The 25306-nt window shown below is 60.3% G+C and carries 21 protein-coding genes and 2 tRNA genes; 16 read left to right on the top strand and 7 right to left on the bottom strand.

Translation table 11 applies throughout. The features are described 5' to 3' along the window. Positions 1-47: 47 nt before the first annotated feature. The 4 genes from AC07OG_RS02905 to rsgA all read right to left on the bottom strand — a co-directional run bounded on the left by AC07OG_RS02905 (position 48) and on the right by rsgA (position 3153). Positions 48-539 carry a toll/interleukin-1 receptor domain-containing protein gene (locus tag AC07OG_RS02905; protein ID WP_060542732.1) on the bottom strand — a complete coding sequence of 164 codons (492 nt, stop codon included), beginning with the start codon at positions 537-539 and terminating at the stop codon, positions 48-50. Next, positions 539-1498: a caspase family protein gene (locus AC07OG_RS02900; protein ID WP_060542733.1), complete on the bottom strand. Its 960-nt coding sequence runs from the start codon at positions 1496-1498 to the stop codon at positions 539-541. The genes AC07OG_RS02905 and AC07OG_RS02900 overlap by 1 nt, the downstream gene beginning before the upstream one ends. A 2-nt stretch (positions 1499-1500) precedes the next feature. Next, positions 1501-1908: a TIR domain-containing protein gene (locus AC07OG_RS02895; protein WP_495066171.1), complete on the bottom strand. Its 408-nt coding sequence runs from the start codon at positions 1906-1908 to the stop codon at positions 1501-1503. A 213-nt stretch (positions 1909-2121) separates the two neighbouring features. Next, positions 2122-3153, bottom strand: coding sequence for a small ribosomal subunit biogenesis GTPase RsgA (gene rsgA / locus AC07OG_RS02890; RefSeq protein ID WP_060542735.1), 1032 nt, complete (start codon positions 3151-3153; stop codon positions 2122-2124). 107 nt (positions 3154-3260) lie between these two features. On the opposite strand from rsgA, the gene orn reads away from it, so the two are divergent. Continuing rightward, positions 3261-3803, top strand: a complete 543-nt coding sequence (gene orn / locus AC07OG_RS02885) for an oligoribonuclease (RefSeq protein ID WP_495066170.1) — start codon at positions 3261-3263, stop codon at positions 3801-3803. A 211-nt stretch (positions 3804-4014) separates the two neighbouring features. After that, on the top strand, positions 4015-4626 hold the full coding sequence (locus AC07OG_RS02880) for a trimeric intracellular cation channel family protein (protein ID WP_060542737.1): 612 nt from the start codon (positions 4015-4017) through the stop codon (positions 4624-4626). 106 nt (positions 4627-4732) lie between these two features. On the opposite strand, the gene queG is transcribed toward AC07OG_RS02880, so the two are convergent. Beyond that, positions 4733-5797 (bottom strand): tRNA epoxyqueuosine(34) reductase QueG, encoded by a 1065-nt coding sequence (gene queG, locus AC07OG_RS02875; protein WP_495066169.1) that lies wholly within the window; start codon positions 5795-5797, stop codon positions 4733-4735. A gap of 63 nt (positions 5798-5860) precedes the next feature. Between queG and AC07OG_RS02870 the strand changes: the two genes are divergently transcribed. From AC07OG_RS02870 to AC07OG_RS02815, 12 genes are all read left to right on the top strand, one after another. Beyond that, positions 5861-7360, top strand: coding sequence for an NAD(P)H-hydrate dehydratase (locus AC07OG_RS02870; RefSeq protein WP_495066168.1), 1500 nt, complete (start codon positions 5861-5863; stop codon positions 7358-7360). Next, entirely contained in the window at positions 7348-7818 is a 471-nt protein-coding gene (gene tsaE, locus AC07OG_RS02865) for a tRNA (adenosine(37)-N6)-threonylcarbamoyltransferase complex ATPase subunit type 1 TsaE (protein WP_495066167.1), read from the top strand. Before AC07OG_RS02870 ends, tsaE begins: the two co-directional genes overlap by 13 nt. 3 nt (positions 7819-7821) lie before the next feature. After that, positions 7822-9249, top strand: a complete 1428-nt coding sequence (locus tag AC07OG_RS02860; protein ID WP_495066356.1) for an N-acetylmuramoyl-L-alanine amidase — start codon at positions 7822-7824, stop codon at positions 9247-9249. Positions 9250-9257: 8 nt separating this feature from the next. Beyond that, complete coding sequence (mutL, locus tag AC07OG_RS02855; RefSeq protein ID WP_495066355.1) at positions 9258-11156, top strand: DNA mismatch repair endonuclease MutL; 1899 nt, start codon at positions 9258-9260, stop codon at positions 11154-11156. Further along, positions 11156-12127: a tRNA (adenosine(37)-N6)-dimethylallyltransferase MiaA gene (miaA, locus tag AC07OG_RS02850; RefSeq protein ID WP_495066354.1), complete on the top strand. Its 972-nt coding sequence runs from the start codon at positions 11156-11158 to the stop codon at positions 12125-12127. Before mutL ends, miaA begins: the two co-directional genes overlap by 1 nt. Before the next feature lie 93 nt (positions 12128-12220). After that, a complete protein-coding gene (hfq, locus tag AC07OG_RS02845; protein WP_007902656.1) occupies positions 12221-12481 on the top strand; it encodes an RNA chaperone Hfq in 261 nt (86 codons plus the stop codon). 12 nt (positions 12482-12493) lie between these two features. After that, positions 12494-13795 (top strand): ribosome rescue GTPase HflX, encoded by a 1302-nt coding sequence (hflX, locus tag AC07OG_RS02840; RefSeq protein WP_060542744.1) that lies wholly within the window; start codon positions 12494-12496, stop codon positions 13793-13795. Positions 13796-13891: 96 nt separating this feature from the next. After that, positions 13892-15067, top strand: coding sequence for an FtsH protease activity modulator HflK (gene hflK / locus AC07OG_RS02835; RefSeq protein ID WP_060542745.1), 1176 nt, complete (start codon positions 13892-13894; stop codon positions 15065-15067). Continuing rightward, on the top strand, positions 15067-15936 hold the full coding sequence (gene hflC / locus AC07OG_RS02830; RefSeq protein WP_046039827.1) for a protease modulator HflC: 870 nt from the start codon (positions 15067-15069) through the stop codon (positions 15934-15936). The genes hflK and hflC overlap by 1 nt, the downstream gene beginning before the upstream one ends. A gap of 309 nt (positions 15937-16245) precedes the next feature. Further along, positions 16246-17433 carry an ATP phosphoribosyltransferase regulatory subunit gene (locus AC07OG_RS02825; RefSeq protein ID WP_060542746.1) on the top strand — a complete coding sequence of 396 codons (1188 nt, stop codon included), beginning with the start codon at positions 16246-16248 and terminating at the stop codon, positions 17431-17433. Positions 17434-17487: 54 nt separating this feature from the next. After that, positions 17488-18777, top strand: coding sequence for an adenylosuccinate synthase (locus AC07OG_RS02820; RefSeq protein WP_495066166.1), 1290 nt, complete (start codon positions 17488-17490; stop codon positions 18775-18777). A gap of 149 nt (positions 18778-18926) precedes the next feature. After that, positions 18927-20861 (top strand): methyl-accepting chemotaxis protein, encoded by a 1935-nt coding sequence (locus tag AC07OG_RS02815; protein ID WP_495066165.1) that lies wholly within the window; start codon positions 18927-18929, stop codon positions 20859-20861. Between the two features lie 250 nt (positions 20862-21111). Here the strand turns inward: AC07OG_RS02815 and AC07OG_RS02810 are convergent. Continuing rightward, positions 21112-21198 (bottom strand) — tRNA-Leu (locus tag AC07OG_RS02810). Between the two features lie 168 nt (positions 21199-21366). Next, positions 21367-21453 (bottom strand) — tRNA-Leu (locus tag AC07OG_RS02805). Positions 21454-21677: 224 nt separating this feature from the next. On the opposite strand from AC07OG_RS02805, the gene rnr reads away from it, so the two are divergent. After that, positions 21678-24305 carry a ribonuclease R gene (gene rnr, locus AC07OG_RS02800; RefSeq protein ID WP_060542749.1) on the top strand — a complete coding sequence of 876 codons (2628 nt, stop codon included), beginning with the start codon at positions 21678-21680 and terminating at the stop codon, positions 24303-24305. After that, complete coding sequence (rlmB, locus tag AC07OG_RS02795; RefSeq protein ID WP_060542750.1) at positions 24302-25069, top strand: 23S rRNA (guanosine(2251)-2'-O)-methyltransferase RlmB; 768 nt, start codon at positions 24302-24304, stop codon at positions 25067-25069. The genes rnr and rlmB overlap by 4 nt, the downstream gene beginning before the upstream one ends. Positions 25070-25306: the final 237 nt, after the last annotated feature.

The following is a 25306-nucleotide window of genomic DNA, read 5'->3' as shown; positions in this document are numbered from 1 at the left end:
GCGACAAAAAAGCCGACAGTGATGTCGGCTTTTTTGTCGGCGCTACCTCAGAAACCCCGGTTAATTCTGGATTTGAGGTCGCTGTGGAAGCGGTCGGCATTGCTCCTGTTGGCGCTGCGCATGGACTCGCTGCCGTTTATAGACTCCAGGGACATCGAACGCTTGAGTATCGCTTCGCTGCGATAGGCATCAATGAAAAACTCGATGTCTTTCTCGTGGGTAAGTTTCGGCCACTTGTCGAGGTATAACGGCAGTTCTGCCGGGCCGGTCTTGAACGAGCAGATGCGTCGATTGGTGATGGTCGCCTCGCCGATTTCGAACGGCACCCACCAGGACAGGGCGGTTTTATCCGAGACCACTGCCAGCAAGTGCGTGCATTCACTGATGTTGCGGGTAATCACGCCGGTGATGTCGTCGGTGGTCTGTGACTCCGGGTCCAGCACGTCGAGGTAGGTCTTGATGTTGGCCTGCATCAGGCGGTTATTGATGTTGATCGCATGGGCGCGATCCATGTGGCGGTAGCTGATAAAGACTGGCATCAGAAATGTCCCTTGATGGCGAGTTCGCGGTAATAGGCGCCGAGGGCGGTGAGCCGGCAGCCGGTGGAATGGATGGCGGCGTAGTACATATGCTCGGCGTCCACCGGTTCGATGAGACTGTGGCGGTTGCACTTTTGCAGCTGGGCGAAGACCTCACCGTGCTCCGGGTTGAACTCTGGCTCGGTGGGCTCAAAGCTGGGGGCGAGGGGGTACACCGACTCCGCTTCGGCAAACCATTCGGGGAGTTTGCGCAGGATTTCCTTGGGGATCAGCGGTGACACTTCGCGCAGCGAAATGAACTGCGAGACGTTGGTCTTGAACACCGGACGCTGCTCCCAGGCGTCGAGGGCATTGTCGACAAACGAATACAGGCTGCCAGGCGTGATCTTGCCCAGGATGTTCGCAGCGCCGCCGTGCAGGGCCTGGAGCAACAATCCGGTGAACACACCGTGCTGCGCGCCTTCCATCGCCGGTTCTTCCTTTTTGCAGGCGGTGAGGATGGTCATGCCTTCACCGACCACGCTGCCCTCGCTGCGCAAGGCGCGCAACTCGCCGGCCGAGCCGCTCTGGCAACAGTCGAGAATGATCACCTTGTTTTTGATCCTGGTCGCCTTGGTCGCCCAGTTGAGAATGTCGCTGATGCGAATCCCGTCCTTGGGGTTCCTGTAATCCTGAGGGATCAACATGCCTTCGTCGGTATCGCTATCGAAGCTGCCGTGGCCGGCGAAGTACAGCAGCGCGACGTTACAGTCGCCGGAAAACAAATCGCGAATCTGGTCTTCGAGCTTTTCCCGGCTCAGGTAATCCTCGGCGGAGGTCAGAACGATGTTCTTGAAGTTCGGATCGCCGTTGGCGTCAGTCTTGAGCACGGAAGCCATGGCCATGGCGTCATTACTGCAGCCGCTCAGGCGCGAAACGTGGGTGTAGTCGTTGATGCCGATAAACAGTCCCTTGCGCATGGTTACACCGCCGTATGCTGGCGAATCGCGCTGATGATGCTGTTGGTGTTCCACGCGCACTCGGCATGGGCCGCGTTACGCACCACAGTGGAAATTCGCTCGGCACCGAACGGCTTGATCGCGATGATCACCTTGCCCATGCGCTTGGCGATCTCGATTTCCTTGTTGATCCACTTGCTGTACGTGGAATACATGCCGGCCATGATCAGCACCGCCGAGCATGCACGGATCTTGTTTTCGATGGCCTCCTCAAGCTGTTTGTCGGTTTTGGCGCCCACGATCGGGTTGTCCGTTGGCACCGAAAAATTCTTGTACATGAAACCGGGCCTGGCGTTGAGCAGACGCACGAGATTGTCGTGGGCTTGGGGGTAGCTCCACGAATGGCTGATGAACAAATGGTAGGTTTGCATAGGTGTCCCTCTGTGTCGCCGGAGTGCGAAGAGGGCTTGAACTTAGGTGATTGGTGAGCGGCTACAAGGGCTCGGCGCTTAAAGAGAAATGCCCTACAAGCAGGCGTGCGAATGCCTTACAGAAAGGTCTGACGTTTAAAACGGCGGGATTTTGTTTCGGGGCAGGGCCGCCACCCACCACCCCGTTGGCATCGGAGCGGTGGGCGCGTCTGTTTAGTAGCCGTTTTCCGGCAAGCTGGCGATGATCGAGCGGTAGCTGTTCATGCGTTGTTGCTGCACGCGGCCATCTTCCAGGGCCTTGAGCAGGGCGCAACCGGGTTCGCGGTCGTGCTTGCAGTCGCGGAAGCGGCAGGTGCCGAGCAGGTCGTTGAACTCGATGAAGCCGGCTTCGACATCGGCGCGGCTGACGTGGCCCAGGCCGAATTCGCGGATGCCCGGGGAGTCGATCAGTTCACCGCCGCCGGGGAAATGGAACAATCGCGCGGTGGTGGTGGTGTGGGTGCCCTGGCCGGACAGTTCGGACAACGGCCCGACGCGGGTCTCGACGTTGGGCAGCAGACTGTTGACCAGCGAGGACTTGCCGACACCGGACTGGCCGACGAACACGCTGATGCGCCCGTCCAGTTGTTTCTGCAGCTGCTCCATGCCGTTGCCATGGTGTGCCGACACTTCCAGCACCGGGTAACCGAGGGTGCGGTAAACCGCGAGCAGGGCGTTCAGGGCCGGTGCGTTGTGTTCGTCGATCAGGTCGAACTTGTTGAGCAGCAGCAGTGGCTTGATGCCCGCATGCTCGGCGGCCACCAGATAACGGTCGATCAGGTTCGCATGGGGCTCGGGCAGCGGTGCAAACACGATTACGATCATGTCGACGTTGGCCGCTACCGGCTTGAGCTGGCCACGGCTGTCCGGGCGACACAGCTCGGTGTTGCGCGGCAGTTGCGCGACGATCACGCCGATGCCCTGGTTGCCGGCACGCCAGACCACCTGGTCGCCAGTCACCAGCGCCGGCAGGTTGGCGCGCAGGTGGCAGCGGAACACCTGGCCGGCCAGTTCACCGTCGCGAGCCTCGACTTCGACCTGCACACCGAAGTGCGCGATCACCAGGCCGTGCTGTTCCGGGCCTAGATCGCCGCCCTCGAGTGCCTCGACAGCCGAGGACTCGCGTTTGGCGGCGCGGGCAGCGCGTTCGCCCTGAATCTTTTCGATGCGCCAGTTTTGACGACGATTGAGTTGGCGTTTGGCCATGGGTGTTCCGTATCAAGAATGCAGCGATTAGGTAAAGCGGCGGCGAGTTTAGCACGCCCGGCCACCGGCCTAGGCTAAACTGCGCAGCATTACTTGGGAGCCGACACATGCAAAACTCGCAGAACCTTATCTGGATCGACCTGGAAATGACCGGTCTGAACCCTGATACCGACGTCATCATCGAGATGGCCACCATCGTCACCGACAGTGACCTGAACACCCTGGCTGAAGGTCCGGTGATCGCGATCCATCACAGCGACGCCATCCTTGCGGGCATGGACGAGTGGAACACCCGTCAACACGGTGGCTCAGGGCTCACCCAGCGCGTTCGCGACAGCCGCATCAGCATGGCCGAAGCCGAAGCGCAAACCATTGGCTTCCTGGAACAGTGGGTGCCGAAGGGCAAGTCACCGATCTGCGGCAACAGTATCTGCCAGGACCGTCGCTTCCTTTATACCCACATGAAATCTCTGGAAAGCTATTTCCACTACCGCAACCTCGACGTGTCGACCCTCAAGGAGCTCGCCGCGCGCTGGGCACCGGACGTTCGCGACAGCTTCAAGAAGGGCAGCACCCACCTGGCGCTTGACGACATCCGCGAATCGATCGCCGAGCTGCAGCACTACCGCAAGCATTTCATCAAGTTCTGATTGGGCGGCGCCTTTGTGGCGAGGGGGCTTGCCCCCGTAAATCGGCCGGCGCGGACTAACTGACAAAACACTTTGGCTTGGTTTTGGGGCCGCTTCGCGGGCCTGCGCGGGCAACCCCCTCTCCACAGGGAGCAGTGCTTTCTATGGAGCACTCTTTTGGTGCCTTGTTGAAGTGAGTAGACTGCGCGCCTTTTGTGCAAGGACCGCCACCATGCTGCTGATGCTCTACCTGATCGCCATCACCGCCGAAGCCATGACCGGCGCCCTGTCTGCCGGCCGGCGCGGCATGGACTGGTTTGGCGTGGTGCTGATCGCTTGTATCACAGCGCTGGGGGGCGGTTCGGTGCGCGACGTATTGCTCGGGCACTATCCGCTGACCTGGGTCAAACACCCCGAATACCTGGTGCTGACCTCGGCCGCGGCAATGATCACGGTGTTTACGGCGCGCTGGATGCGCCACCTGCGCTCGTTGTTTCTGGTGCTCGATGCCGTCGGCCTGGTGGCATTTACCCTGATTGGCTGCATGACTGCTCTGGAAATGGGCCATGGGATGTTGGTGGCATCGGTCAGCGGCGTGATCACTGGTGTGTTTGGCGGCATCCTGCGGGATATTTTCTGCAACGACATCCCGCTGATCTTCCGTCGCGAGCTTTACGCCAGCGTCTCGTTTGCCGCGGCGTGGTGCTACATGCTGTGCATCTACCTGCAATTGCCCAGCGAGCAGTCGATCCTGATTACCCTGTTCGGCGGTTTCCTGCTGCGGTTGCTGGCTATCCGTTTTCACTGGGAAATGCCCAAGTTCGTCTATAACGACGAAGCCTGAACGCGGTCCTCTGTAGGAGCGAGCCTGCTCGCGATGGACGTCAACGATAACGCGGGCATCCTGAATGCCCGCGGCGCTCTCGGGTTTTTCGCGAGCAGGCTCGCTCCTACAGGAGTCCGTGTTGTTTCAGGGCCCACTCGACGTGTTCGCGCACCAACTCCGAGGGGTATTCCCTGCGAGCCTTCAGCGCTTCGAGCACTGGAATGGTCGAAGGCGCATTGCCCAGCCCGACCGCCAGGTTGCGCAGCCAGCTGTGATAGCCCGCCCGGCGTAGCGGCGAGCCTTCGGTGTTGCTGAGGAACTTGTCCTCGTCCCACATGAACAAGTCGGCCAGCTCGGCGTTGTCCAGGTTGTGCCGCGGCTTGAAGTCGCTTTCGCCGGAGGGGCGGGCAAAGCGGTTCCATGGGCAGACAATCTGGCAATCATCGCAACCGAACACCCGGTTGCCGATCAGCGGTCGCAGATCTTCGGGGATGGCGCCTTTGAGTTCGATGGTCAGGTAGGAAATACAGCGTCGGGCGTCCAGCACATAGGGGCCCACGAAAGCATTGGTCGGGCAGATATCGAGGCAGGCCGTGCAGCGGCCGCAATGTTCGCCGGCGTGGGGCGGATCCACCGGCAGCGGCAAATCGACGAACAGCTCTGCCAGGAAGAAATAACTGCCGGCCTTGCGATTCAACACCAGGGTGTTTTTGCCGATCCAGCCAAGGCCCGCCTGCTCGGCGATGGCTTTTTCCAGCACGGGCGCGCTGTCGACGAAAGCACGGAACCCGAACGGGCCGATCTGGGCCTGAATTTTTTCAGCCAGTTGCTGCACGCGTTTGCGGATCAACTTGTGGTAATCGCGGCCCAGGGCGTAGCGCGAGACGTAGGCTTTTTCCGGTTGGGCGAGCATTTTCGCCATTTGCGTGTCGCCCGACAGGTAGTCCATGCGCAGGGACACCACGCGCAGCGTGCCCGGCACCAGCTCTTCGGGATGCGAGCGTTTGCTGCCGTGGGCGCCCATGTACTCCATTTCGCCGTGGTAGCCGGCTTCGAGCCAGTGCTCCAGGTGCTGCTCATGCTCGGCCAGGTCGAGGCCGCTGATGCCGACTTGCTGAAAGCCCAGCTCGCGCCCCCAGTCCTTGATGGATTGGGCGAGGGCGGGCAGATCTGTGGTAATAGCAGGCATGAGACAAGAGAAACCGGAGCTGAGGTGCGTATAATTCTGCCAGACATCGGAGCCTGAAGACGCATGCCGCACACTAAAGATGAATTACCCGACGCGCTGTACAGCGCCGCGCAAGTGCGAGGGCTCGATGCGAGCCTGATCGCGGCCGGCACACCGGGCTTCGAATTAATGCAGCGCGCGGCCCGAGCGACGTGGCGGGCGCTGGTGCGGCAATGGCCGACAGCGAATGAACTGTGCGTGTTGGCCGGACATGGCAATAACGCCGGGGACGGGTATCTGGTGGCCGTGTTGGCCCAGCGTGCCGGATGGGCGGTGCGGGTGCTGGCGGTGGGGGATTCGCAGCGCTTGCAGGGCGACGCGGCGTTGGCCCATGCCGAGGCAGTGTCCGAAAACGTGGTCATCGAACCCTGGACGGCACAAACCGGATTGCGCGGCATTGTGCTGGATGCTTTGCTTGGCACCGGTCTGAGCGGTGACGTGCGTGAACCGTATGCCGGCGCCATCGCCGCGATCAATGCCAGCGCACTGCCGGTTGCGGCGGTGGATATTCCGTCAGGGTTGTGCGCGGATACGGGGCGCATCCTTGGTCGTGCCGTGAGTGCCGACCTGACGGTGACCTTCATTGGATTGAAGCTGGGATTGTTCACCGGTGAAGCAGCGGACGTGGTCGGCGAGCTGGTATTCAATGATTTGCACGCGGATCCGCAGATGCTTGCGGGGGCGCCGGTCAGCGCTCGCCGACTGATGCCCGGTAACCTGCCGCGGCTGGCCTCACGAGCACCGGCTTCGCACAAGGGAAAATTCGGTCATGTATTGCTGATTGGCGGCGACCACGGTCTGGGAGGCGCTATCCTGCTCAGCGCGCAAAGCGCACTACGCAGTGGCGCCGGCATGGTGTCCGTGGCGACCCGCGCCGAACATGTCCCTGCTGCGCTGGCCAGAATTCCCGAGGCGATGGTGCTGGGAACCTCTTCAGCCAATCAGTTGATGGAATTGCTACAAAAAGTGTCCGTGTTGGTCGTCGGTCCGGGATTAGGCCGGGCCGGCTGGGGGCGCAGTCTGCTGTCGGCGGCATCCGATGCGGCCCTGCCACAAGTGTGGGATGCCGACGCGCTGAACCTGTTGGCCGAAGAGCGTGCAACTCTGCCCGGGGATTGCGTAATCACCCCGCATCCGGGGGAGGCCGCCCGGTTGCTCGGGATAAGCACCGCCGAGGTTCAGGCGGATCGTCCGGCAGCGGCCCATGCACTGAGCAAAAAATACACAGCGGTCGTGGTTTTGAAGGGCGCGGGCAGTCTGGTCGCCCATCCCGACGGGCGACTGGCGCTTTGTCATCAGGGGCATCCGGCCATGGCCACTGCGGGTCTCGGTGATGTGCTGGCCGGCCTGGTCGGCGCGCTGCTGGCCCAAGGCATGACGGCATTCGATGCGGCCTGCCTGGGTGTGTGGTTGCACGCCAATGCCGGCGCGCAACAAGGTAAATTCGGCCGTGGGTTGGCGGCCAGTGATCTGATTCCAGCCATTCGTCAGTTGTTGGAGGAGCATGCACCGTGTCTGAAGTAACCCTGTACCTGGCCGATGAGCAGGCCATGAGCGACTTTGGCGCACGCATCGCCCAAACTACCCAAGGTCATGGCCTGATTTTTCTTGAGGGGAATCTTGGCGCGGGGAAAACCACGCTGTCCCGGGGTATCATCCGGGGCCTGGGTCATGTCGGGGCGGTGAAAAGTCCGACGTTTACCCTGGTCGAGCCCTACGAAATCGGTGAAGTACGCGCTTTCCATTTCGACTTGTACCGCCTGGTCGATCCGGAAGAGCTTGAGTACCTGGGCATTCGCGACTATTTCGAAGATGATGCCCTGTGCCTGATCGAATGGCCGGATAAAGGTGCGGGCTTTTTGCCAAAGCCCGACCTGACCATTACCATTAGCCCGCATGACAGCGGGCGTTCGCTGAAAATTTTATCCCAGGGCTCGCGCGGCGAGGCCTGGTGTGCCGCCTTGGCGTTGGAATCCAAATAGATGATGGGGTTAGGTATGCGCTTTCGCGCGTTGGTGGCTGCCGTAGGGATGGTGTTTTTGGCGGTGACCGTCGACGCTGTGGCCGATTCGAAGGTCAACAGTGTTCGTCTGTGGCGTGCACCGGACAACACACGACTGGTGTTTGACCTGACCGGTCCCGTGCAGCACAGCGTTTTTACCCTTACCGCACCGGATCGCCTGGTCATCGACATCAACGGCGCGACCCTCGCTGCGCCGCTGAACGTCAATACCTCGAATACTCCAATCACCGCCATGCGCTCGGCCCAACGCACGCCGACCGACCTGCGCGTGGTCATCGACCTGAAAAAGGCCGTTACTCCGAAAAGCTTCTCCCTGGCGCCGAATGCCCAGTATGGCAACCGGCTGGTGGTCGATCTGTTCGATAACCCGTCCGATGCCGCGCCGCCGCCAGCACCGACTCCATCCGTTGCCACGGTGCCGGCGGTGCCGGTTACACCTGTGGAACCAGCGATCAAGCTGCCTCCCGCCCCAGCTGGCAAGCGCGACATCATTGTGGTGATCGACGCCGGTCACGGTGGCGAAGACCCGGGTGCCTCGGGCTCGCGCGGTCAGCGCGAAAAAGACGTGGTATTGGCCATCGCCCGCGAGCTGCAGCGTCAGGTCAACGGCATGAAAGGCTTCCGCGCCGAATTGACCCGTACCGGTGACTACTTCATTCCATTGCGCGGCCGAACCGAGATCGCCCGCAAGAAGGGTGCCGACCTGTTCGTTTCGATTCACGCCGACGCGGCGCCTTCGGCTGCGGCCTTTGGTGCGTCTGTGTTTGCCTTGTCTGATCGCGGCGCGACGTCGGAGACGGCCCGCTGGCTGGCCGACAGCGAAAACCGCTCCGACCTGATCGGTGGTGCCGGCAACGTCAGCCTCGATGACAAGGACCGCATGCTTGCCGGCGTGCTGCTTGACCTGTCGATGACGGCGTCCCTGACGTCCAGCCTGAACGTTGGACAAAAGGTATTGACCAATATTGGCCGGGTAACGCCACTGCACAAGCAACGGGTTGAACAGGCAGGGTTCATGGTGTTGAAGTCTCCGGATATTCCGTCGATCCTCGTGGAAACCGGGTTTATCTCCAATGCCAACGAGGCATCCAAGCTGTCAGCGGCAAATCACCAGCAGGCGCTGGCTCGCTCGATCAGCAGTGGTGTGCGCCAGTTCTTCCAGCAAAATCCACCACCGGGTACTTATATTGCCTGGCTGCGCGACTCCGGCAAGATCGCCCAAGGGCCGCGTGACCATCGGGTAAGCCCGGGCGAAACGCTGGCGATGATCGCTGTGCGTTATCAAGTGTCTGCGGCGTCCCTGCGTAGTGCCAACAAGCTGCCGAGTGACGAGCTCAAGGTCGGTCAGCACCTGACTATTCCGGGTAACGAGCTGGCGGCCAAGGAATGAATCAGGTCATCAGCAACAGTGCTCGCATCGAGCTGCTCAGTCCACGGCTGGCGAACCAGATTGCTGCCGGTGAGGTGGTCGAACGCCCGGCATCGGTGATCAAGGAACTGTTGGAAAATAGCCTCGATTCCGGTGCCCGGCGTATCGATGTCGATGTCGAGCAAGGTGGTGTCAAACTGCTGCGGGTGCGTGACGATGGCAGCGGCATTTCTGCCGATGACCTGCCGCTGGCCCTGGCCCGTCACGCCACCAGCAAGATTCGCAATCTGGAAGACCTCGAGCAGGTCATGAGCCTGGGTTTTCGTGGTGAGGCCCTGGCCTCGATCAGTTCCGTGGCGCGCCTGACCCTGACATCCCGCACCCGCGACGCCGACCAGGCCTGGCAGGTCGAAACCGAAGGGCGTGACATGGCGCCCCGGGTACAGCCAGCCGCCCACCCAGTCGGCACCTCGGTTGAAGTACGCGATCTGTTCTTCAATACCCCGGCGCGGCGCAAGTTTCTCAAGACCGAAAAAACCGAATTCGATCACCTGCAGGAAGTGATCAGGCGCCTGGCGCTTGCGCGGTTCGACGTGGCGTTTCATCTGCGCCACAACGGCAAGACCATTCTCAGCCTGCACGAGGCCCACGATGATGCGGCCCGCGCCCGACGAGTAGCGGCGATCTGCGGCCCGGGGTTCCTGGAGCAGGCGCTGCCGATCGAAATCGAGCGCAATGGCCTGCACCTGTGGGGTTGGGTCGGGTTGCCCACCTTCAACCGCAGTCAGGCGGATTTGCAGTATTTCTTCGTCAACGGCCGTGCCGTGCGTGACAAACTGGTGGCTCATGCGGTGCGCCAGGCCTACCGCGACGTGCTGTTCAACGGCCGGCACCCGACTTTCGTGCTGTTTTTCGAAGTCGATCCGGCGGGCGTCGACGTCAACGTGCATCCGACCAAGCACGAAGTTCGCTTCCGTGATGGGCGCATGGTCCACGATTTTCTTTATGGCACCCTGCATCGCGCCTTGGGTGATGTGCGTCCGGATGATCAACTGGCAGCTCCGGTCGTGACCGCAGTCGTCCGACCTAGCGGTATCGAAGCGGGTGAGTTCGGTCCCCAGGGCGAAATGCGCCTGGCGGCCAATGCGCTGCTGGAGCAGCCCCAGGCGCAGCCATCGTTCAATGCTCCGGCCGGTTCTGGCGCTGGCGCGGGTTATCAGTATCAATATTCGCCACGCCCGCAGGCCGCTGTGCCGGCAGCGGAAGCGCAGGCTGCGTATCGCGAGTTCTTCGCGCCGCTGCCTGAGGCCAACGCCATGGCGCTACCGGATGGGCAGGGTGATATCCCGCCGCTGGGTTATGCGCTGGCGCAACTGAAGGGTATCTATATTCTTTCCGAAAACGCTCAGGGGTTGGTGCTGGTGGACATGCACGCCGCCCACGAGCGGATCATGTACGAGCGCCTGAAAATCGCCATGGCCAGCGAAGGCCTGAGCGGTCAACCGCTGCTGGTGCCTGAGTCGCTGGCGGTCAGCCAGCGTGAGGCCGATTGCGCCGAAGAGCACGTCGCCTGGTTTCGGCGCCTGGGTTTCGAATTGCAGCGCCTTGGCCCGGAAACCCTGGCCATCAGGCAGATTCCAGCCTTGCTCAAGCAGGCGGAAGCCAACCGCCTGGTCGGTGATGTATTGGCCGACCTGATGGAATACGGCACCAGTGATCGCATCCAGGCGCATCTGAACGAACTACTCGGGACCATGGCCTGTCATGGCGCGGTTCGGGCGAATCGACGGTTGGCCTTACCGGAAATGAACGGTCTGCTGCGTGACATGGAAAACACCGAGCGCAGCGGTCAATGCAACCATGGCCGACCGACCTGGACCCAACTGGGGCTGGACGATCTGGACAAACTGTTTTTGCGCGGTCGTTGATGAGCCAGTTTCCCCCTGCAATTTTCCTGATGGGCCCGACCGCCGCCGGCAAGACCGACCTGGCCATCGAACTCACCAAGGTCCTGCCTTGCGAGTTGATCAGTGTCGATTCCGCACTGGTCTACCGGGGTATGGATATCGGTACGGCCAAACCTTCGAAAGAGCTTCTGGCGCAATATCCGCATCGCCTGATTGATATTCTTGACCCGGCCGAGAGCTACTCGGCTGCCGATTTTCGCCGTGACGCCCTGCAAGCCATGGCTGATATCACGGCTCGCGGCAAAATACCGCTGCTGGTGGGCGGCACAATGCTCTATTACAAGGCTCTGGTCGAAGGCCTGGCCGATATGCCGGCGGCTGATCCCGAGGTTCGCGCGCAGATTGAGGAAGAGGCTGCACGCCTTGGCTGGCAGGCCTTGCACGAACAGCTTGGGCAAATAGACCCGGAGTCTGCGGCGCGTATTCATCCGAACGATCCGCAGCGTCTTAGTCGAGCGCTGGAAGTTTATCGTGTCAGCGGTCAAAGCATGACTGCCCTGAGATTGCAACAATCTGTGCAAAGTACTGAAGCAGCCGCTTCGGGACGGCAACAATTGCCCTATACTGTCGCAAACTTGGCGATTGCCCCGGCAAATCGCCAGGTACTGCATGAGCGAATTAAACAAAGATTCACTTTAATGTTGGAACAGGGATTCATTGACGAGGTCGTAGCCCTGCGTAAGCGAAGTGACCTGCATGCCGGGTTGCCGTCTATACGTGCAGTAGGCTACCGACAAGTCTGGGATTACCTGGATGGCAAGCTGACACAAGCCGAGATGCAGGAGCGTGGAATCATCGCCACGCGCCAGTTGGCAAAGCGTCAGTTCACCTGGCTGCGCAGTTGGGCTGATTTACACTGGCTGGACAGCCTCGATTGCGACAATCTGCCACGCGCCTTGAAATACTTGGGGACCATCTCCATATTGAGCTGAGTCTTCGCAATTGCCGTCTATCCTTGGGGGTGGGGCGGCCAAAGCCATCTGAATACCTATTTTTTATATTGAATCCTTAAAGGAGTGCGGCACATGTCAAAAGGGCATTCGCTACAAGACCCTTACTTGAATACTTTACGTAAAGAGAAAGTTGGGGTTTCCATCTACCTGGTCAACGGTATCAAACTGCAAGGCACGATCGAGTCCTTCGACCAGTTCGTTATCCTGCTGAAAAACACCGTAAGCCAGATGGTCTACAAGCACGCTATCTCTACAGTGGTACCGGTTCGTCCAATTCGTCTGCCAAGCGCAACCGAATCCGAAGCTGGTGACGCTGAGCCAGGTAACGCCTGATAGGAGTCTCCTTTGTTCTTTGAGCGCCACGGTGGTGGTGAGCGAGTCATTCTCGTTCACTTGGATGGACAGGACCCTGAGGCGCGCGAAGATCCGCAGGAGTTTCAGGAGTTGGCTAATTCGGCTGGCGCCGAGACCGTTGCGTTTTTTAACGTGCCGCGTCATCGGCCAACCGCCAAATTCCTGATCGGCAGCGGCAAGGTCGAGGAGCTGCGCGACCTGGTCAAGGCCGAAGAGGCCGATCTGGTGATTTTCAATCACATCCTCACGCCCAGTCAGGAACGTAACCTCGAACGTGTTTTCGAGTGTCGCGTGATCGACCGTACCGGTCTGATTCTCGATATTTTCGCCCAGCGCGCCCGTACCCATGAGGGCAAGCTCCAGGTAGAACTGGCCCAGCTTGACCACATGAGCACCCGGCTGGTTCGGGGCTGGACTCACCTTGAACGCCAGGGTGGCGGTATCGGCATGCGTGGCCCGGGTGAAACCCAGCTCGAAACCGACCGCCGTTTGCTACGGGTTCGCCTGCGTCAGATCAAGGGTCGGCTGGAGAAGGTGCGCAGTCAGCGCGAACAGTCGCGACGCGGCCGCTCCCGTGCGGATATCCCTACCGTGTCCCTGGTGGGGTATACCAACGCCGGCAAATCCACGCTTTTCAATAACGTGACGAAATCCGACGTGTACGCGGCTGACCAGTTGTTTGCCACGCTGGACCCGACCCTGCGCCGTCTGGAACTGGACGATTTGGGGCCGATTGTCCTGGCGGACACTGTAGGGTTCATTCGCCACTTGCCGCACAAGCTGGTCGAGGCATTTCGGTCTACTCTCGAAGAGTCGAGCAACTCCGACCTGTTGTTGCACGTGATCGATGCGGCCGAACCCGATCGCATGTTGCAGATCGAGCAGGTTATGGTGGTGCTGGGCGAGATTGGTGCCCAGGACTTGCCGATCCTCGAGGTCTATAACAAACTCGATTTGCTTGAAGGCGTTGAACCGCAAATCCAGCGCGACGAAAACGGCAAGCCCCAGCGGGTCTGGCTGTCGGCGCGTGATGGCACGGGTCTGGAATTGCTTGAACAAGCCATTGCCGAGTTGCTTGGCAGTGATTTGTTCATCGGTACCTTGCGCTTGCCGCAACGATTCGCTCGACTGCGTGCGCAGTTTTTCGAACTCGGTGCGGTGCAAAAAGAAGAACACGACGAAGAAGGCATCAGTTTGCTTGCCGTTCGTTTGCCCCGGGTCGAGTTGAATCGACTGGTAAGCCGCGAAGGATTGCAGCCGATGGAATTCATCGAGCAACACACTTTGCAATAAAAGCCTGAGAAAGCGGTTGTGTCGTGGTGACAGGCATTCTGTAGCATTGGTCGGCGCGCCGTGGGTGCGTCTTTGCTTTATCAGATGGAGAGCGCTATGGCTTGGAATGAGCCGGGTGGCAACTCGAATAATCAGGACCCTTGGGGTGGCAAGCGTCGTAACAACGGCGACCGCAAGGGACCACCGGATCTCGACGAGGCCTTCCGAAAGCTGCAGGAAAGCCTGAACGGGTTGTTCGGTGGTGGTAAAAAACGTGGTGGTGACGACGGCGGTGGTCCGGGCAAGAGTGGCGGCTTTGGCGGCCTGCTCGGTATCGGCCTGGTCGTGTTGGCGGCCGTATGGCTGTACAGCGCGGTCTATGTAGTCGACGAGCAGGAGCAGGCCGTGGTGCTGCGCTTCGGCAAGTACTACGAAACCGTTGGCCCGGGCCTGAATATCTACTTCCCGCCGATCGACAAGAAGTACATGGAGAACGTCACGCGTGAGCGTGCCTACACCAAGCAGGGCCAGATGCTGACTGAAGACGAAAACATCGTCGAAGTGCCGCTGACCGTGCAGTACAAGATCAGCAACCTGCAGGACTTCGTGCTGAGCGTCGATCAGCCGGAAGTCAGCCTGCAGCACGCGACCGACAGCGCCTTGCGCCATGTGGTGGGTTCCACCGCGATGGACCAGGTGTTGACCGAAGGTCGTGAATTGATGGCCAGCGAAATCAAGGAGCGTCTGCAACGCTTCATGGATACCTATCGCACCGGTATCACCGTTACCCAGGTCAACGTGCAGAGCGCAGCAGCACCGCGTGAAGTTCAGGAAGCCTTCGATGACGTGATCCGCGCCCGTGAAGACGAGCAGCGTTCGCGCAACCAGGCTGAAACCTATGCCAACGGCGTCGTGCCGGAAGCCCGTGGTCAGGCCCAGCGCATCCTCGAGGATGCCAATGGCTACCGTGACGAAACCGTCTCGCGCGCCAAGGGTGAGGCCGACCGCTTCACCAAGCTGGTCGCCGAGTACCGCAAGGCCCCTGAAGTCACCCGCCAGCGTCTGTACCTGGACACCATGCAGGAAGTCTTCAGCAACACCAGCAAGGTTCTCGTGACCGGCAACAAGAACGGCCAGAGCAATCTGCTGTACTTGCCACTGGACAAGATGGTCGAGAGTGGTCGCAACACCAGCACCCCGGTGAGCAGTGCGGCAGCCACCAGCAATGAAGCGAATGCGCGTGCGGCAGCCGATCTGCAGCAACAGCAAGCACGTACCAGGGAGAGTCGCTGATGAGCAATAAATCGCTGATCGCCCTTATTGTCGGCGTCGTCGTGGCGATCGCTGCCTGGAACTGCTTCTACATCGTGGCTCAGACCGAGCGTGCGGTGTTGCTGCAGTTCGGTCGCGTGGTCCAGACCGATGTTCAGCCAGGCCTGCATGTGAAAGTGCCTTACGTTAACCAGGTGCGTAAATTTGACGCACGTCTGATGACGCTGGATGCACCGACGCAACGCTTCCTGACGCTGGAAAAGAAAGCCGTGATGGTCGATGCCTACGCCAAGTGGCGCGTGAAGGACGCTGAGCGTTTCTACACCGCGACTTCCGGCCTCAAGCAGATCGCCGACGAGCGTCTGTCCCGTCGTCTGGAATCGGGTCTGCGTGACCAGTTCGGTAAGCGCACCCTGCACGAAGTGGTGTCGGGTGAACGTGATGCGCTGATGGCGGACATTACGGCTTCGCTGAACAAGATGGCCGAGAAAGAGCTGGGCATCGAAGTGGTCGATGTTCGGGTCAAGACCATCGACCTGCCCAAAGAAGTGAATCGCAGCGTGTTCGAACGTATGAGCACCGAGCGTGAGCGTGAAGCTCGCGAGCACCGCGCCAAGGGTAACGAGCTGGCCGAAGGCATCCGTGCCGACGCCGATCGTCAGCGCCGCGTGCTGCTGGCTGAAGCCTATCGTGAATCCGAAGAGGTTCGCGGTGACGGCGATGCCCAGGCTGCTGCGATCTACTCCAAGGCCTACGGTCAGGACCAGGAGTTCTACGCGTTCTACCGTAGCCTGCGCGCTTACCGTGAAAGCTTCGCGAACAAATCCGACGTCATGGTCCTCGACCCAAGCAGTGACTTCTTCCATTACCTGGAAAAAGCCAAGCCTTGATACGACGTTGACCTGAATCATCCCGCCGGGCGGCTAAAACCTCTGGCGGGGTGATCCTTTGGGAAAACGTGTGTATGATGCGGCAGCCGGGAAATTCCCGGCTTTTTTGCGTCTGCATGTTTGATTGTTTTTTTAAGCAGATGCCGGGCCGATTGGCTCGACAGTTTTTCGAGGAAAGTGGTTGGCGAAGCCGGTAGAAGGGCTTTTCGCTCCGTCGCTCATGCGCGTGGTTTGTGCGCAAACCGACCATTTTCTGCTTCACTCAAGGCTCGCCGACAGGCTGGTCGCCCGGAGATAGGGGAAGGCGTAATGGCAACGGTAGACCGCTGGCTTCTGCCAGATGGCATCGAAGAAGTACTGCCACCGGAGGCGGCGCGCATTGAAGTTGCGCGTCGTCAGGTGTTGGATCTGTTCCAGAGCTGGGGTTACGAGTTTGTCGTGACTCCCCATATCGAGTACCTGGAATCCCTGCTGACCGGCGCGGGCCAGGACCTGGATTTACGCACCTTCAAGGTCATCGACCCGCAATCGGGCCGGCAGATGGGTTTCCGTGCCGACATTACGCCGCAAGTGGCGCGGATCGATGCGCATACCTTGCGTCGCGAAGGCCCGAGCCGCCTGTGCTATGCCGGCAGCGTGCTGCATGCCCAGCCGCGAGCCCTGTCGTCCTCGCGCAGCCCGATCCAGCTGGGAGCCGAGCTGTACGGCGATGGCAGTCCGAGCAGTGACGTCGAAGTCATCAGCCTGATGCTGGCCATGCTGCAACTGGCCGATGTGCCGGACGTGCACATGGATCTGGGACATGTTGGCATCTACCGCGGCCTGGCCCGCGCTGCCGGTTTGTCCGGTGAGGTTGAACAGCAGTTGTTCGATGCCCTGCAACGCAAGGCTATCGACGAAGTCATTACCTTGACCGAAAGCCTGCCTGCCGATTTGTCGGGCATGTTGCGCGCCCTGGTTGATCTGTGTGGCGGTCGGGAAGTGCTGACAGCCGCGCGCGAGCGCCTGGCCAATGCGCCGGCGCCGGTACTGGCGGCGCTGGACGATTTGCTGGCAATTGCCGAGCGTCTGTCCGTGCGTTTCCCGCAGCTGCCGCTGTACTTCGACCTGGGTGAGCTGCGCGGCTACCACTACCACACCGGTGTTGTATTCGCCGTGTTTGTGCCGGGTGTCGGCCAGTCGATCGCCCAAGGTGGTCGTTACGACGATATCGGCGCCGACTTCGGTCGCGCCCGTCCGGCAACGGGCTTCTCTACCGATTTGAAAACCCTGGTGACCCTGGGGCGTGCTGAGATCGAGCTACCGTCTGGCGGTATCTGGATGCCTGACAGTACGGATGCGGCACTCTGGCAGCAGGTTTGCCAGTTGCGCAGTGAGGGTCAGCGTGTCGTTCAGGCTTTGCCTGGGCAACCTTTGGCCGCCGCCCGTGAAGCGGACTGCGACCGGCAATTGATTCAGCAGAACGGGCTTTGGCAAGTATCGCCACTGGCTTCTTGAGTTTTCCCGCCGGCTGCCGCCGGCACCAAGTTTGCGCGAATGAGGACAAGTGTTATGGGTAAGAATGTCGTAGTCCTGGGCACCCAATGGGGTGATGAGGGCAAAGGCAAGATCGTTGATCTGCTGACCGAACATGCTGCCGCCGTAGTGCGCTACCAGGGCGGCCACAACGCAGGCCACACCCTGGTGATCGACGGCGAGAAAACCGTCTTGCACCTGATCCCGTCGGGCGTACTGCGCGAAGGCGTGCAGTGCCTGATCGGCAACGGCGTGGTGGTTGCACCAGACGCTCTGCTGCGGGAAATCATCAAGCTGGAAGAGAAAGGCGTACCGGTGCGTGAGCGCCTGCGTATCAGCCCGTCCTGCCCGCTGATCCTGTCCTTCCACGTTGCGCTGGACCAGGCCCGTGAAAAGGCTCGTGGCGAGCTGAAGATCGGTACCACCGGTCGCGGCATTGGCCCGGCTTACGAAGACAAGGTTGCACGTCGCGGCCTGCGTGTTGGCGACCTGCTCAACATGCCGCGCTTTGAAGACAAACTGCGTGAACTGGTGGATTACCACAACTTCATGCTGGTGGGTTACTACAAAGAGCAAGCCATCGAATTCGACAAGACCCTGGCTGAGTGCAAGGAATATGCTGAGCTGCTCAAGCCGCTGATGCTGGACGTGACTGCCGAGCTGCACGACCTGCGTCGCGCTGGCAAAGACATCATGTTCGAAGGTGCCCAGGGTTCGTTGCTGGACATCGACCACGGTACCTACCCGTACGTGACCAGTTCCAATACCACCGCCGGCGGCGTTGCTACCGGTTCGGGTGTTGGCCCGATGTTCCTGGACTACATCCTGGGCATCACCAAGGCTTACACCACGCGTGTAGGTTCGGGTCCATTCCCGACTGAGCTGTTCGACGAAGTCGGTGCGCATTTGGCCAAGCAGGGTCACGAGTTCGGGGCGACTACCGGTCGTGCTCGCCGTTGCGGCTGGTTCGACGCCGTTATCCTGCGTCGCGCTATCGATGTGAACAGCATCTCGGGCATCTGCCTGACCAAGCTGGACGTACTCGACGGTCTGGAAACCATCAACATCTGCGTCGGCTACAAAGATGCACAAGGCAACGCCGTTGCCCCGACTGATGCTGACAGCTACGTGGGCCTGCAGCCCGTGTACGAAGAAGTGCCGGGCTGGACCGAGTCGACCGTGGGTGCCAAAACCCTGGAAGAGCTGCCTGCTAACGCTCGTGCTTACATCAAGCGCGTCGAAGAGCTGATCGGCGCGCCGATCGACATTATTTCGACGGGCCCGGATCGCAACGAAACCATCGTTCTGCGTCATCCGTTTGCTTGATAAGCTGTTGATGTAACAAACAAAGGCCCCTTAATCGGGGCCTTTGTCGTATATGCCTGTAGGACGGCATGACCTTTGCTGTAATCGTTGCTTATTGCATCGCTTCCAGCGCGCCATCAATTTAATGGCGCCCAGCAGAGGGGTTTTAAGTGTCTGCCGTTCTCTCACTGTTACAAAGCCGTCTCTTGCGGCCAGTGTTCGTTACTCTCGGTATCGCCCTTTTGGTGCAGGTGCTGGTGGCTGTTGCCCTGACCCGGAGCACAGTGACCGCTCTGGAAGCCGATCTGGGGGCTCGGCTGGGTGCCGACAGTCAAAAGCTTGCCAGTGAGCTGGAGCAGGCCGGGCGTGAAGTCACGTCAAGTCTGGACAGTCTCTCCGCCAGTACCCGTCAGCGCCTCACCGCCGGTTTGTCCGCGCGATTGCAGCAAGAGCAGGCGCAATTGCGTTCGACTCTGGAAAACGCCCTGAAGGAATCTGCCAATGATATGGCGCAGCTTTTGGCATCGGTCGCACCCCGGGCCATGTGGGATAACGATGTCCCGACCTTGTCCGAATTCGCTCGTCGCGCCCAGCGCAATCCCAATGTGTTGTTCGTGGTGTATGACGATGCTACCGGCCAGCATTTGACGCGCTATCTGAATCGCGAAAACCCGATCAACAAGGTATTGCTGGAAAAAGGCCAGGGCGAGCGGGCGCTGGATAAGGTGCTGGACGCGGCGAAGAGCGATCCGTCGGTGTTCTACATCGAGGCTTCGATCAGCCCGAACGGTGTGGAAATCGGCAAGGTGTTGATGGGCGTCTCGAAGGCTTCGGTGGAGGCTGATGTTGCAGCCCTGGACAAGCGTTTCTCGGCGCTGATCGCCAGCAGTGATCAACTGGTTGGTGACAGCCTCAAAGGCGCGGCGGCTGACAGTGCGGCGGCCATGGGGGCGCGCCTGCAGTCGGCGCAGTCCACGGCGGCCGAAATGAAAGCCAACACCACCAGCACGGTGCAGGAAGCTGCGGCCACCTTGCGCTGGCGCATCGGTGTGTGCCTGGCGGTGGTGGGCTTTGGGGTCTTGCTGTTGCTGGCTGTGGTGCTCGGGCGGCGAGTGGTCAACCGCCTGAAAATGCTGATTGTCGCCATGGATGACCTGGCGGCGGGCGAGGGGGATCTGACCAAGCGAGTAAAAATCAGCAGCAAGGACGAGATTGGCGACATGGCCTCGGCGGTCAATCGTTTTGTGGATAAGCTGCAGCCGATCGTGCGCGAGGCGGGCGATGTGGCCCAGCGCACCGGGGTTGAAATCGGCGCCATGACGTTGCGCAACGCCGGTGCTGATGCTGCGGCAGGCATGCAGCGTGATGAGGTGGCGGAAAGTTTGCGTGCCTTGTCGCAAATGGCCGATGAGGCGCAATCGGAAAGTCATGCCATGCAGGCGGCGTTGAAGCAGGTCGTGGAAATTCGTCAGGCTACCGACGAAAACACCCGGACCTCGGCGAAAGTCGGCAGTCTGATCGAGGAGCTCGCCGGCCAGGTCAATACCGGTGCGCAGGTCATCGAACGCCTGGCGCAGCAAAGTCAGCAAATCGAGGTGGTGCTCACGGTGATCCACGGAATTGCCGAGCAGACCAATCTGCTGGCGCTCAACGCGGCCATCGAGGCGGCGCGGGCTGGCGAGACCGGGCGCGGGTTTGCGGTGGTAGCTGATGAGGTGCGGGCACTGGCGAGCAAGACGCAAAGCTCCACCGGCGATATCCAGGCGCACATCGTTGCCTTGCAGCAGGGCGCGCGTGAGGCGGTTGCGGCGATCGGTCAGGCCGGGCGTCAGGCCAACGAAGGTTTGCTGGTGTTGCGAGACAGTTCGCGGTTGCAGCAGTCGGTGCAGGCGTCGGTCGAGCAGGTGCACGCGGCAATCGGCCTGGCGACCCAGGCTGCCGCGCACCAGGCGCAGGGCGCTCAAGCGGTACGTGGCCGGGTCGAGACCATTCATGCGCAGGCCGAGAAGGCTGCCAAGGCTGTTGTGGAGACGACGGCCAGTGGCAAGGTGCTGGATGGGCTGGCAGCGCAGTTGAAAGCGAGCCTGGGGCAGTTCCGGGCTTAGATTATCTCTTGCCCGACCTGACGCCTTCGCGAGCAAGCCCGCCCCCACATTGAGTCGAGTGCAATACGATTAAATGTGGGGGGGGGGGCGGGCTTGCTCGCGAAGGCGATGTCGGCAGCGCTGATGCCTTGGCATCTGGCTTATCCGGCGCAAACAAAAGAGGGGTGATGCCACAGATGAACCCCGGAAACGCAAAAACCCGCTTTCGCGGGTTTCTGTGAAACTCAAGGCCGAAACCTTGAATTTGAATTGGTGCCCAGAAGAAGACTCGAACTTCCACGACCGTAAGGTCACCAGCACCTGAAGCTGGCGTGTCTACCAATTTCACCATCTGGGCATTCATCTTCAGCGTTGCCGCTGTTGATGTGGCGCACTATACGGAGGGTCTTTTGATCTGTAAACCCCTGATTTTAAAATTATTAAATCAGATGTTCAGAATGCAAAAAACCCGCTTTCGCGGGTTTTTGTGTGAGCCTTGAAATTGATCTAATCTCAAGCTCGAAATTGGTGCCCAGAAGAAGACTCGAACTTCCACGACCTTGCGGTCACCAGCACCTGAAGCTGGCGTGTCTACCAATTTCACCATCTGGGCAGTATCGGCAACGTCTCCGTCGTCGATGGCGCGCACTATACGGAGGGTCTTTTTGACTGTAAACCCCTGAGATCAAAAAAACCTGAAAAATTTCGCCAGCGGTCTTCAAATCAGCGTTGCAGTGTCGATAAAGGGCTTTAGAAGGGCTCTCGGAGCCTGAAATTTCCCGTTTCATTACGCCTATGCCAAACTAACCCGCATATAGACAAGGTGAAAACTCTCTAATGGCCGATTGGCAGTCCCTCGATCCCGAGGCCGCTCGTGAAGCGGAAAAATACGAAAACCCTATTCCTAGCCGCGAACTGATCCTTCAGCACCTTGCTGATCGGGGTTCGCCTGCTAACCGCGAGCAACTGGTCGAAGAGTTTGGTCTGACCACAGAAGACCAGATCGAAGCCCTGCGCCGCCGCCTGCGCGCCATGGAGCGCGATGCTCAACTCATCTACACCCGTCGCGGCACTTATGCGCCGGTGGACAAGCTCGACCTGATCCTGGGCCGCATCAGCGGTCACCGCGATGGCTTCGGCTTCCTGGTGCCGGACGACGGCAGTGATGACCTGTTCATGAGCCCCGCGCAAATGCGCCTGGTGTTCGATGGCGACCGTGCCCTGGCGCGGGTTTCCGGCCTGGACCGTCGTGGTCGCCGCGAAGGCATGATCGTCGAGGTGGTATCCCGTGCCCACGAGACCATCGTCGGCCGTTACTTCGAAGAGGGCGGTATCGGCTTCGTGGTTGCCGATAACCCGAAGATCCAGCAGGAAGTGCTGGTGACACCGGGCCGCAATGCCAACGCGCAGATCGGTCAGTTCGTCGAAGTGAAAATTACCCACTGGCCGACGCCACGCTTCCAGCCGCAAGGCGACGTGGTCGAAGTCGTGGGTAACTACATGGCGCCGGGCATGGAAATCGATGTCGCCCTGCGTACGTATGACATTCCTCACGTCTGGCCTGAAGCTGTACTCAAGGAAGCCGGCAAGCTCAAGCCGGAAGTCGAAGAGAAAGACAAAGAGAAACGCATCGACCTGCGCCATCTGCCGTTCGTCACCATCGACGGCGAAGATGCCCGCGACTTCGATGACGCCGTCTACTGCGAAGCCCGTCCAGGCAAGCTGCGCCTGTTCTCTGGCGGCTGGAAGTTGTACGTGGCCATCGCCGACGTCTCCAGCTACGTCAAGCTCGGCTCCGCGCTGGACAACGAAGCCCAGGTTCGCGGTAACTCGGTGTACTTCCCCGAGCGCGTGATCCCGATGCTGCCCGAGCAGTTGTCCAACGGTCTGTGCTCGCTCAATCCGCAGGTTGACCGCCTGGCCATGGTTTGCGAGATGACCATCTCCAAATCCGGCGAAATGACCGATTACTGCTTCTACGAAGCGGTGATTCACTCCCATGCCCGCCTGACCTACAACAAGGTCAGCGCCATGCTGGAAACGCCGAAAGCCACCGAAGCACGCAAGCTGCGTGGCGAATACACCGACGTCGTGCCGCACCTCAAGCAACTGTACTCGCTGTACAAGGTGCTGCTGGCTGCGCGTCATGTGCGTGGTGCGATCGACTTCGAAACCCAGGAAACCCGGATCATCTTCGGTACCGAGCGCAAGATCGCGGAAATTCGCCCGACCGTGCGCAACGATGCTCACAAGCTGATCGAAGAATGCATGCTGGCGGCCAACGTGGCCACCGCCGAATTCCTGAAAAAGCACGAAATTCCTGCGCTGTATCGCGTGCACGATGGCCCGCCACCGGAGCGTCTGGAAAAACTGCGTGCCTTCCTCGGCGAACTCGGCCTGTCCCTGCACAAAGGCAAGGATGGCCCGTCGCCGAAGGACTATCAGGCACTGCTGGCCGGTATCAAGGATCGTCCGGATTTCCATCTGATCCAGACCGTGATGCTGCGCTCGTTGAGCCAGGCGGTGTACAGCGCCGATAACCAGGGCCACTTCGGCCTGAATTACGAGGCTTACACGCACTTCACCTCGCCGATCCGCCGTTACCCGGACTTGCTCACGCATCGGGCGATCCGCAGCGTCATCCATTCGAAACAGGACACCCCGCACGTTCGCCGTGCCGGTGCGATGACCATCCCGAAGGCGCGTATCTATCCGTACGACGAAGCGGCCCTGGAGCAACTCGGCGAGCAATGCTCGATGAGCGAGCGCCGTGCTGACGAAGCGACCCGTGACGTGGTGAACTGGCTCAAGTGCGAGTTCATGAAAGATCGCGTGGGCGAGTCGTTCCCGGGGGTGATTACCGCGGTGACCGGTTTTGGCTTGTTCGTCGAGCTGACCGACATCTACGTCGAAGGCCTGGTGCATGTCACCGCGCTGCCGGGCGATTACTACCACTTCGACCCAGTACACCACCGCCTGGCCGGTGAGCGTACCGGGCGCAGCTTCCGTCTGGGTGACACCGTGGAAGTGCGGGTCATGCGCGTCGACCTCGACGAACGCAAGATCGACTTCGAGATGGCTGAAAAGACCATCAGCGCGCCAATCGGCCGCAAAAAACGCGGCGCCGAAACCGCAGCACCGGCAGCTAAAACCGCAGCAGAGCCGGCACCGGCAAAAACCGGTCGTCGTCCTGCCAAGGAAAAGGCCGCCGAGGCTTATCGCCCAAGCGATGCAGCAGCGAAAAACGCTGAAGTGCGCAAGAGTCGTGAAATGAAGCAGGCGTTGCTCGCCGGCGCGAAAAGCGGCGGTAAAGCGGCGTCTGGGGGAAAGACCAGCCGGTCGGCGCCTGACAAGGCTGTCGGCGGCAAACCAGCCAAACCGAGCAAGCACCGTAAAGGCCCGCCAAAAGCGGGCTCGGCTCCAGCCAAGAGTGGCGGGGCGCGTAAACCTAAGGCCAAGTCATGAGTCAGTTGGAAAAGATTTATGGCGTACACGCTGTCGAAGCGTTGCTGCGTCATCACCCCAAACGCGTCAAGCAGATCTGGCTGGCCGAAGGCCGCAATGACCCTCGTGTCCAGACGCTGATTGAGTTGGCCAATGAAAACCGGGTCCAGGTCGGCCAGGCCGAGCGCCGTGAAATGGACGCTTGGGTTGAAGGCGTGCACCAGGGTGTGGTCGCGGAAGTGAGCCCGAGTCAGGTGTGGGGCGAGGCGATGCTCGACGAGTTGCTCGATCGTACTGACGGCGCGCCATTGTTGCTGGTGCTCGACGGCGTGACCGATCCGCATAACCTCGGTGCCTGCCTGCGTTCGGCCGATGCGGCGGGCGCGCTGGCAGTGATCGTACCGAAGGACAAGTCGGCAACCCTGACTCCGGTTGTACGAAAAATCGCCTGCGGTGCAGCGGAAGTGATTCCGCTGGTTGCCGTGACCAACCTGGCGCGCACCCTGGAAAAACTCCAGCAGCGCGGCTTGTGGGTTGTCGGTACGGCCGGTGAAGCTGAGGTCAGCCTGTATGACCAGGATCTGACCGGCCCGACCATCCTGATCATGGGAGCCGAAGGAAAAGGCATGCGTCGCCTGACCCGCGAGCATTGCGACTACCTGGTCAACCTGCCGATGGCCGGCAGCGTCAGCAGTCTCAACGTTTCTGTTGCAACCGGTGTCTGCCTGTTCGAAGCGCAGCGCCAGCGCAGCGTCAAGGCCAAGGCTGCTGCCAAAAAGGCTTGAGTCGTACGCGATCAAAATGTGGGAGCGGGCTTGCTCGCGAAAACGGAGTGTCATTCAGCGAAAATGCTGGATGTGATACCGCATTCGCGAGCAAGCCCGCTCCCAGATTGGTTTTGTGCAAGGGCAAAGATAGGTGATTGTTCAAATAATCACCAATTACCTTGCGCCTCCCGCGTCCCTTCTCTACAATTGCGCCCCTTGCTTGGATGGCAGGCACCCATGTGTCTAGCGTCCGCA

The sequence above is a fragment of the Pseudomonas sp. GW821-FHT09H03 genome (assembly GCF_059415945.1).
Note: the sequence above shows the minus strand (reverse complement) of the source record. Positions and strands in the feature narration are given on the sequence as shown.

Excerpts from the sequence above, each read along its gene's own strand:
- AC07OG_RS02860 (WP_495066356.1), top strand. The coding sequence starts at position 7,822 with ATGGGGTTAGGTATGCGCTTTCGCGCGTTGGTGGCTGCCGTAGGGATG.
- rnr (WP_060542749.1), top strand. The coding sequence starts at position 21,678 with ATGGCCGATTGGCAGTCCCTCGATCCCGAGGCCGCTCGTGAAGCGGAA.
- queG (WP_495066169.1), bottom strand. The coding sequence starts at position 5,797 with ATGCCTGCTATTACCACAGATCTGCCCGCCCTCGCCCAATCCATCAAG.
- rlmB (WP_060542750.1), top strand. The coding sequence starts at position 24,302 with ATGAGTCAGTTGGAAAAGATTTATGGCGTACACGCTGTCGAAGCGTTG.
- hflK (WP_060542745.1), top strand. The coding sequence starts at position 13,892 with ATGGCTTGGAATGAGCCGGGTGGCAACTCGAATAATCAGGACCCTTGG.
- rsgA (WP_060542735.1), bottom strand. The coding sequence starts at position 3,153 with ATGGCCAAACGCCAACTCAATCGTCGTCAAAACTGGCGCATCGAAAAG.
- AC07OG_RS02905 (WP_060542732.1), bottom strand. The coding sequence starts at position 539 with ATGCCAGTCTTTATCAGCTACCGCCACATGGATCGCGCCCATGCGATC.
- AC07OG_RS02820 (WP_495066166.1), top strand. The coding sequence starts at position 17,488 with ATGGGTAAGAATGTCGTAGTCCTGGGCACCCAATGGGGTGATGAGGGC.
- AC07OG_RS02825 (WP_060542746.1), top strand. The coding sequence starts at position 16,246 with ATGGCAACGGTAGACCGCTGGCTTCTGCCAGATGGCATCGAAGAAGTA.
- AC07OG_RS02880 (WP_060542737.1), top strand. The coding sequence starts at position 4,015 with ATGCTGCTGATGCTCTACCTGATCGCCATCACCGCCGAAGCCATGACC.
- AC07OG_RS02900 (WP_060542733.1), bottom strand. The coding sequence starts at position 1,498 with ATGCGCAAGGGACTGTTTATCGGCATCAACGACTACACCCACGTTTCG.
- orn (WP_495066170.1), top strand. The coding sequence starts at position 3,261 with ATGCAAAACTCGCAGAACCTTATCTGGATCGACCTGGAAATGACCGGT.
- hfq (WP_007902656.1), top strand. The coding sequence starts at position 12,221 with ATGTCAAAAGGGCATTCGCTACAAGACCCTTACTTGAATACTTTACGT.
- AC07OG_RS02870 (WP_495066168.1), top strand. The coding sequence starts at position 5,861 with ATGCCGCACACTAAAGATGAATTACCCGACGCGCTGTACAGCGCCGCG.
- miaA (WP_495066354.1), top strand. The coding sequence starts at position 11,156 with ATGAGCCAGTTTCCCCCTGCAATTTTCCTGATGGGCCCGACCGCCGCC.
- hflC (WP_046039827.1), top strand. The coding sequence starts at position 15,067 with ATGAGCAATAAATCGCTGATCGCCCTTATTGTCGGCGTCGTCGTGGCG.
- AC07OG_RS02895 (WP_495066171.1), bottom strand. The coding sequence starts at position 1,908 with ATGCAAACCTACCATTTGTTCATCAGCCATTCGTGGAGCTACCCCCAA.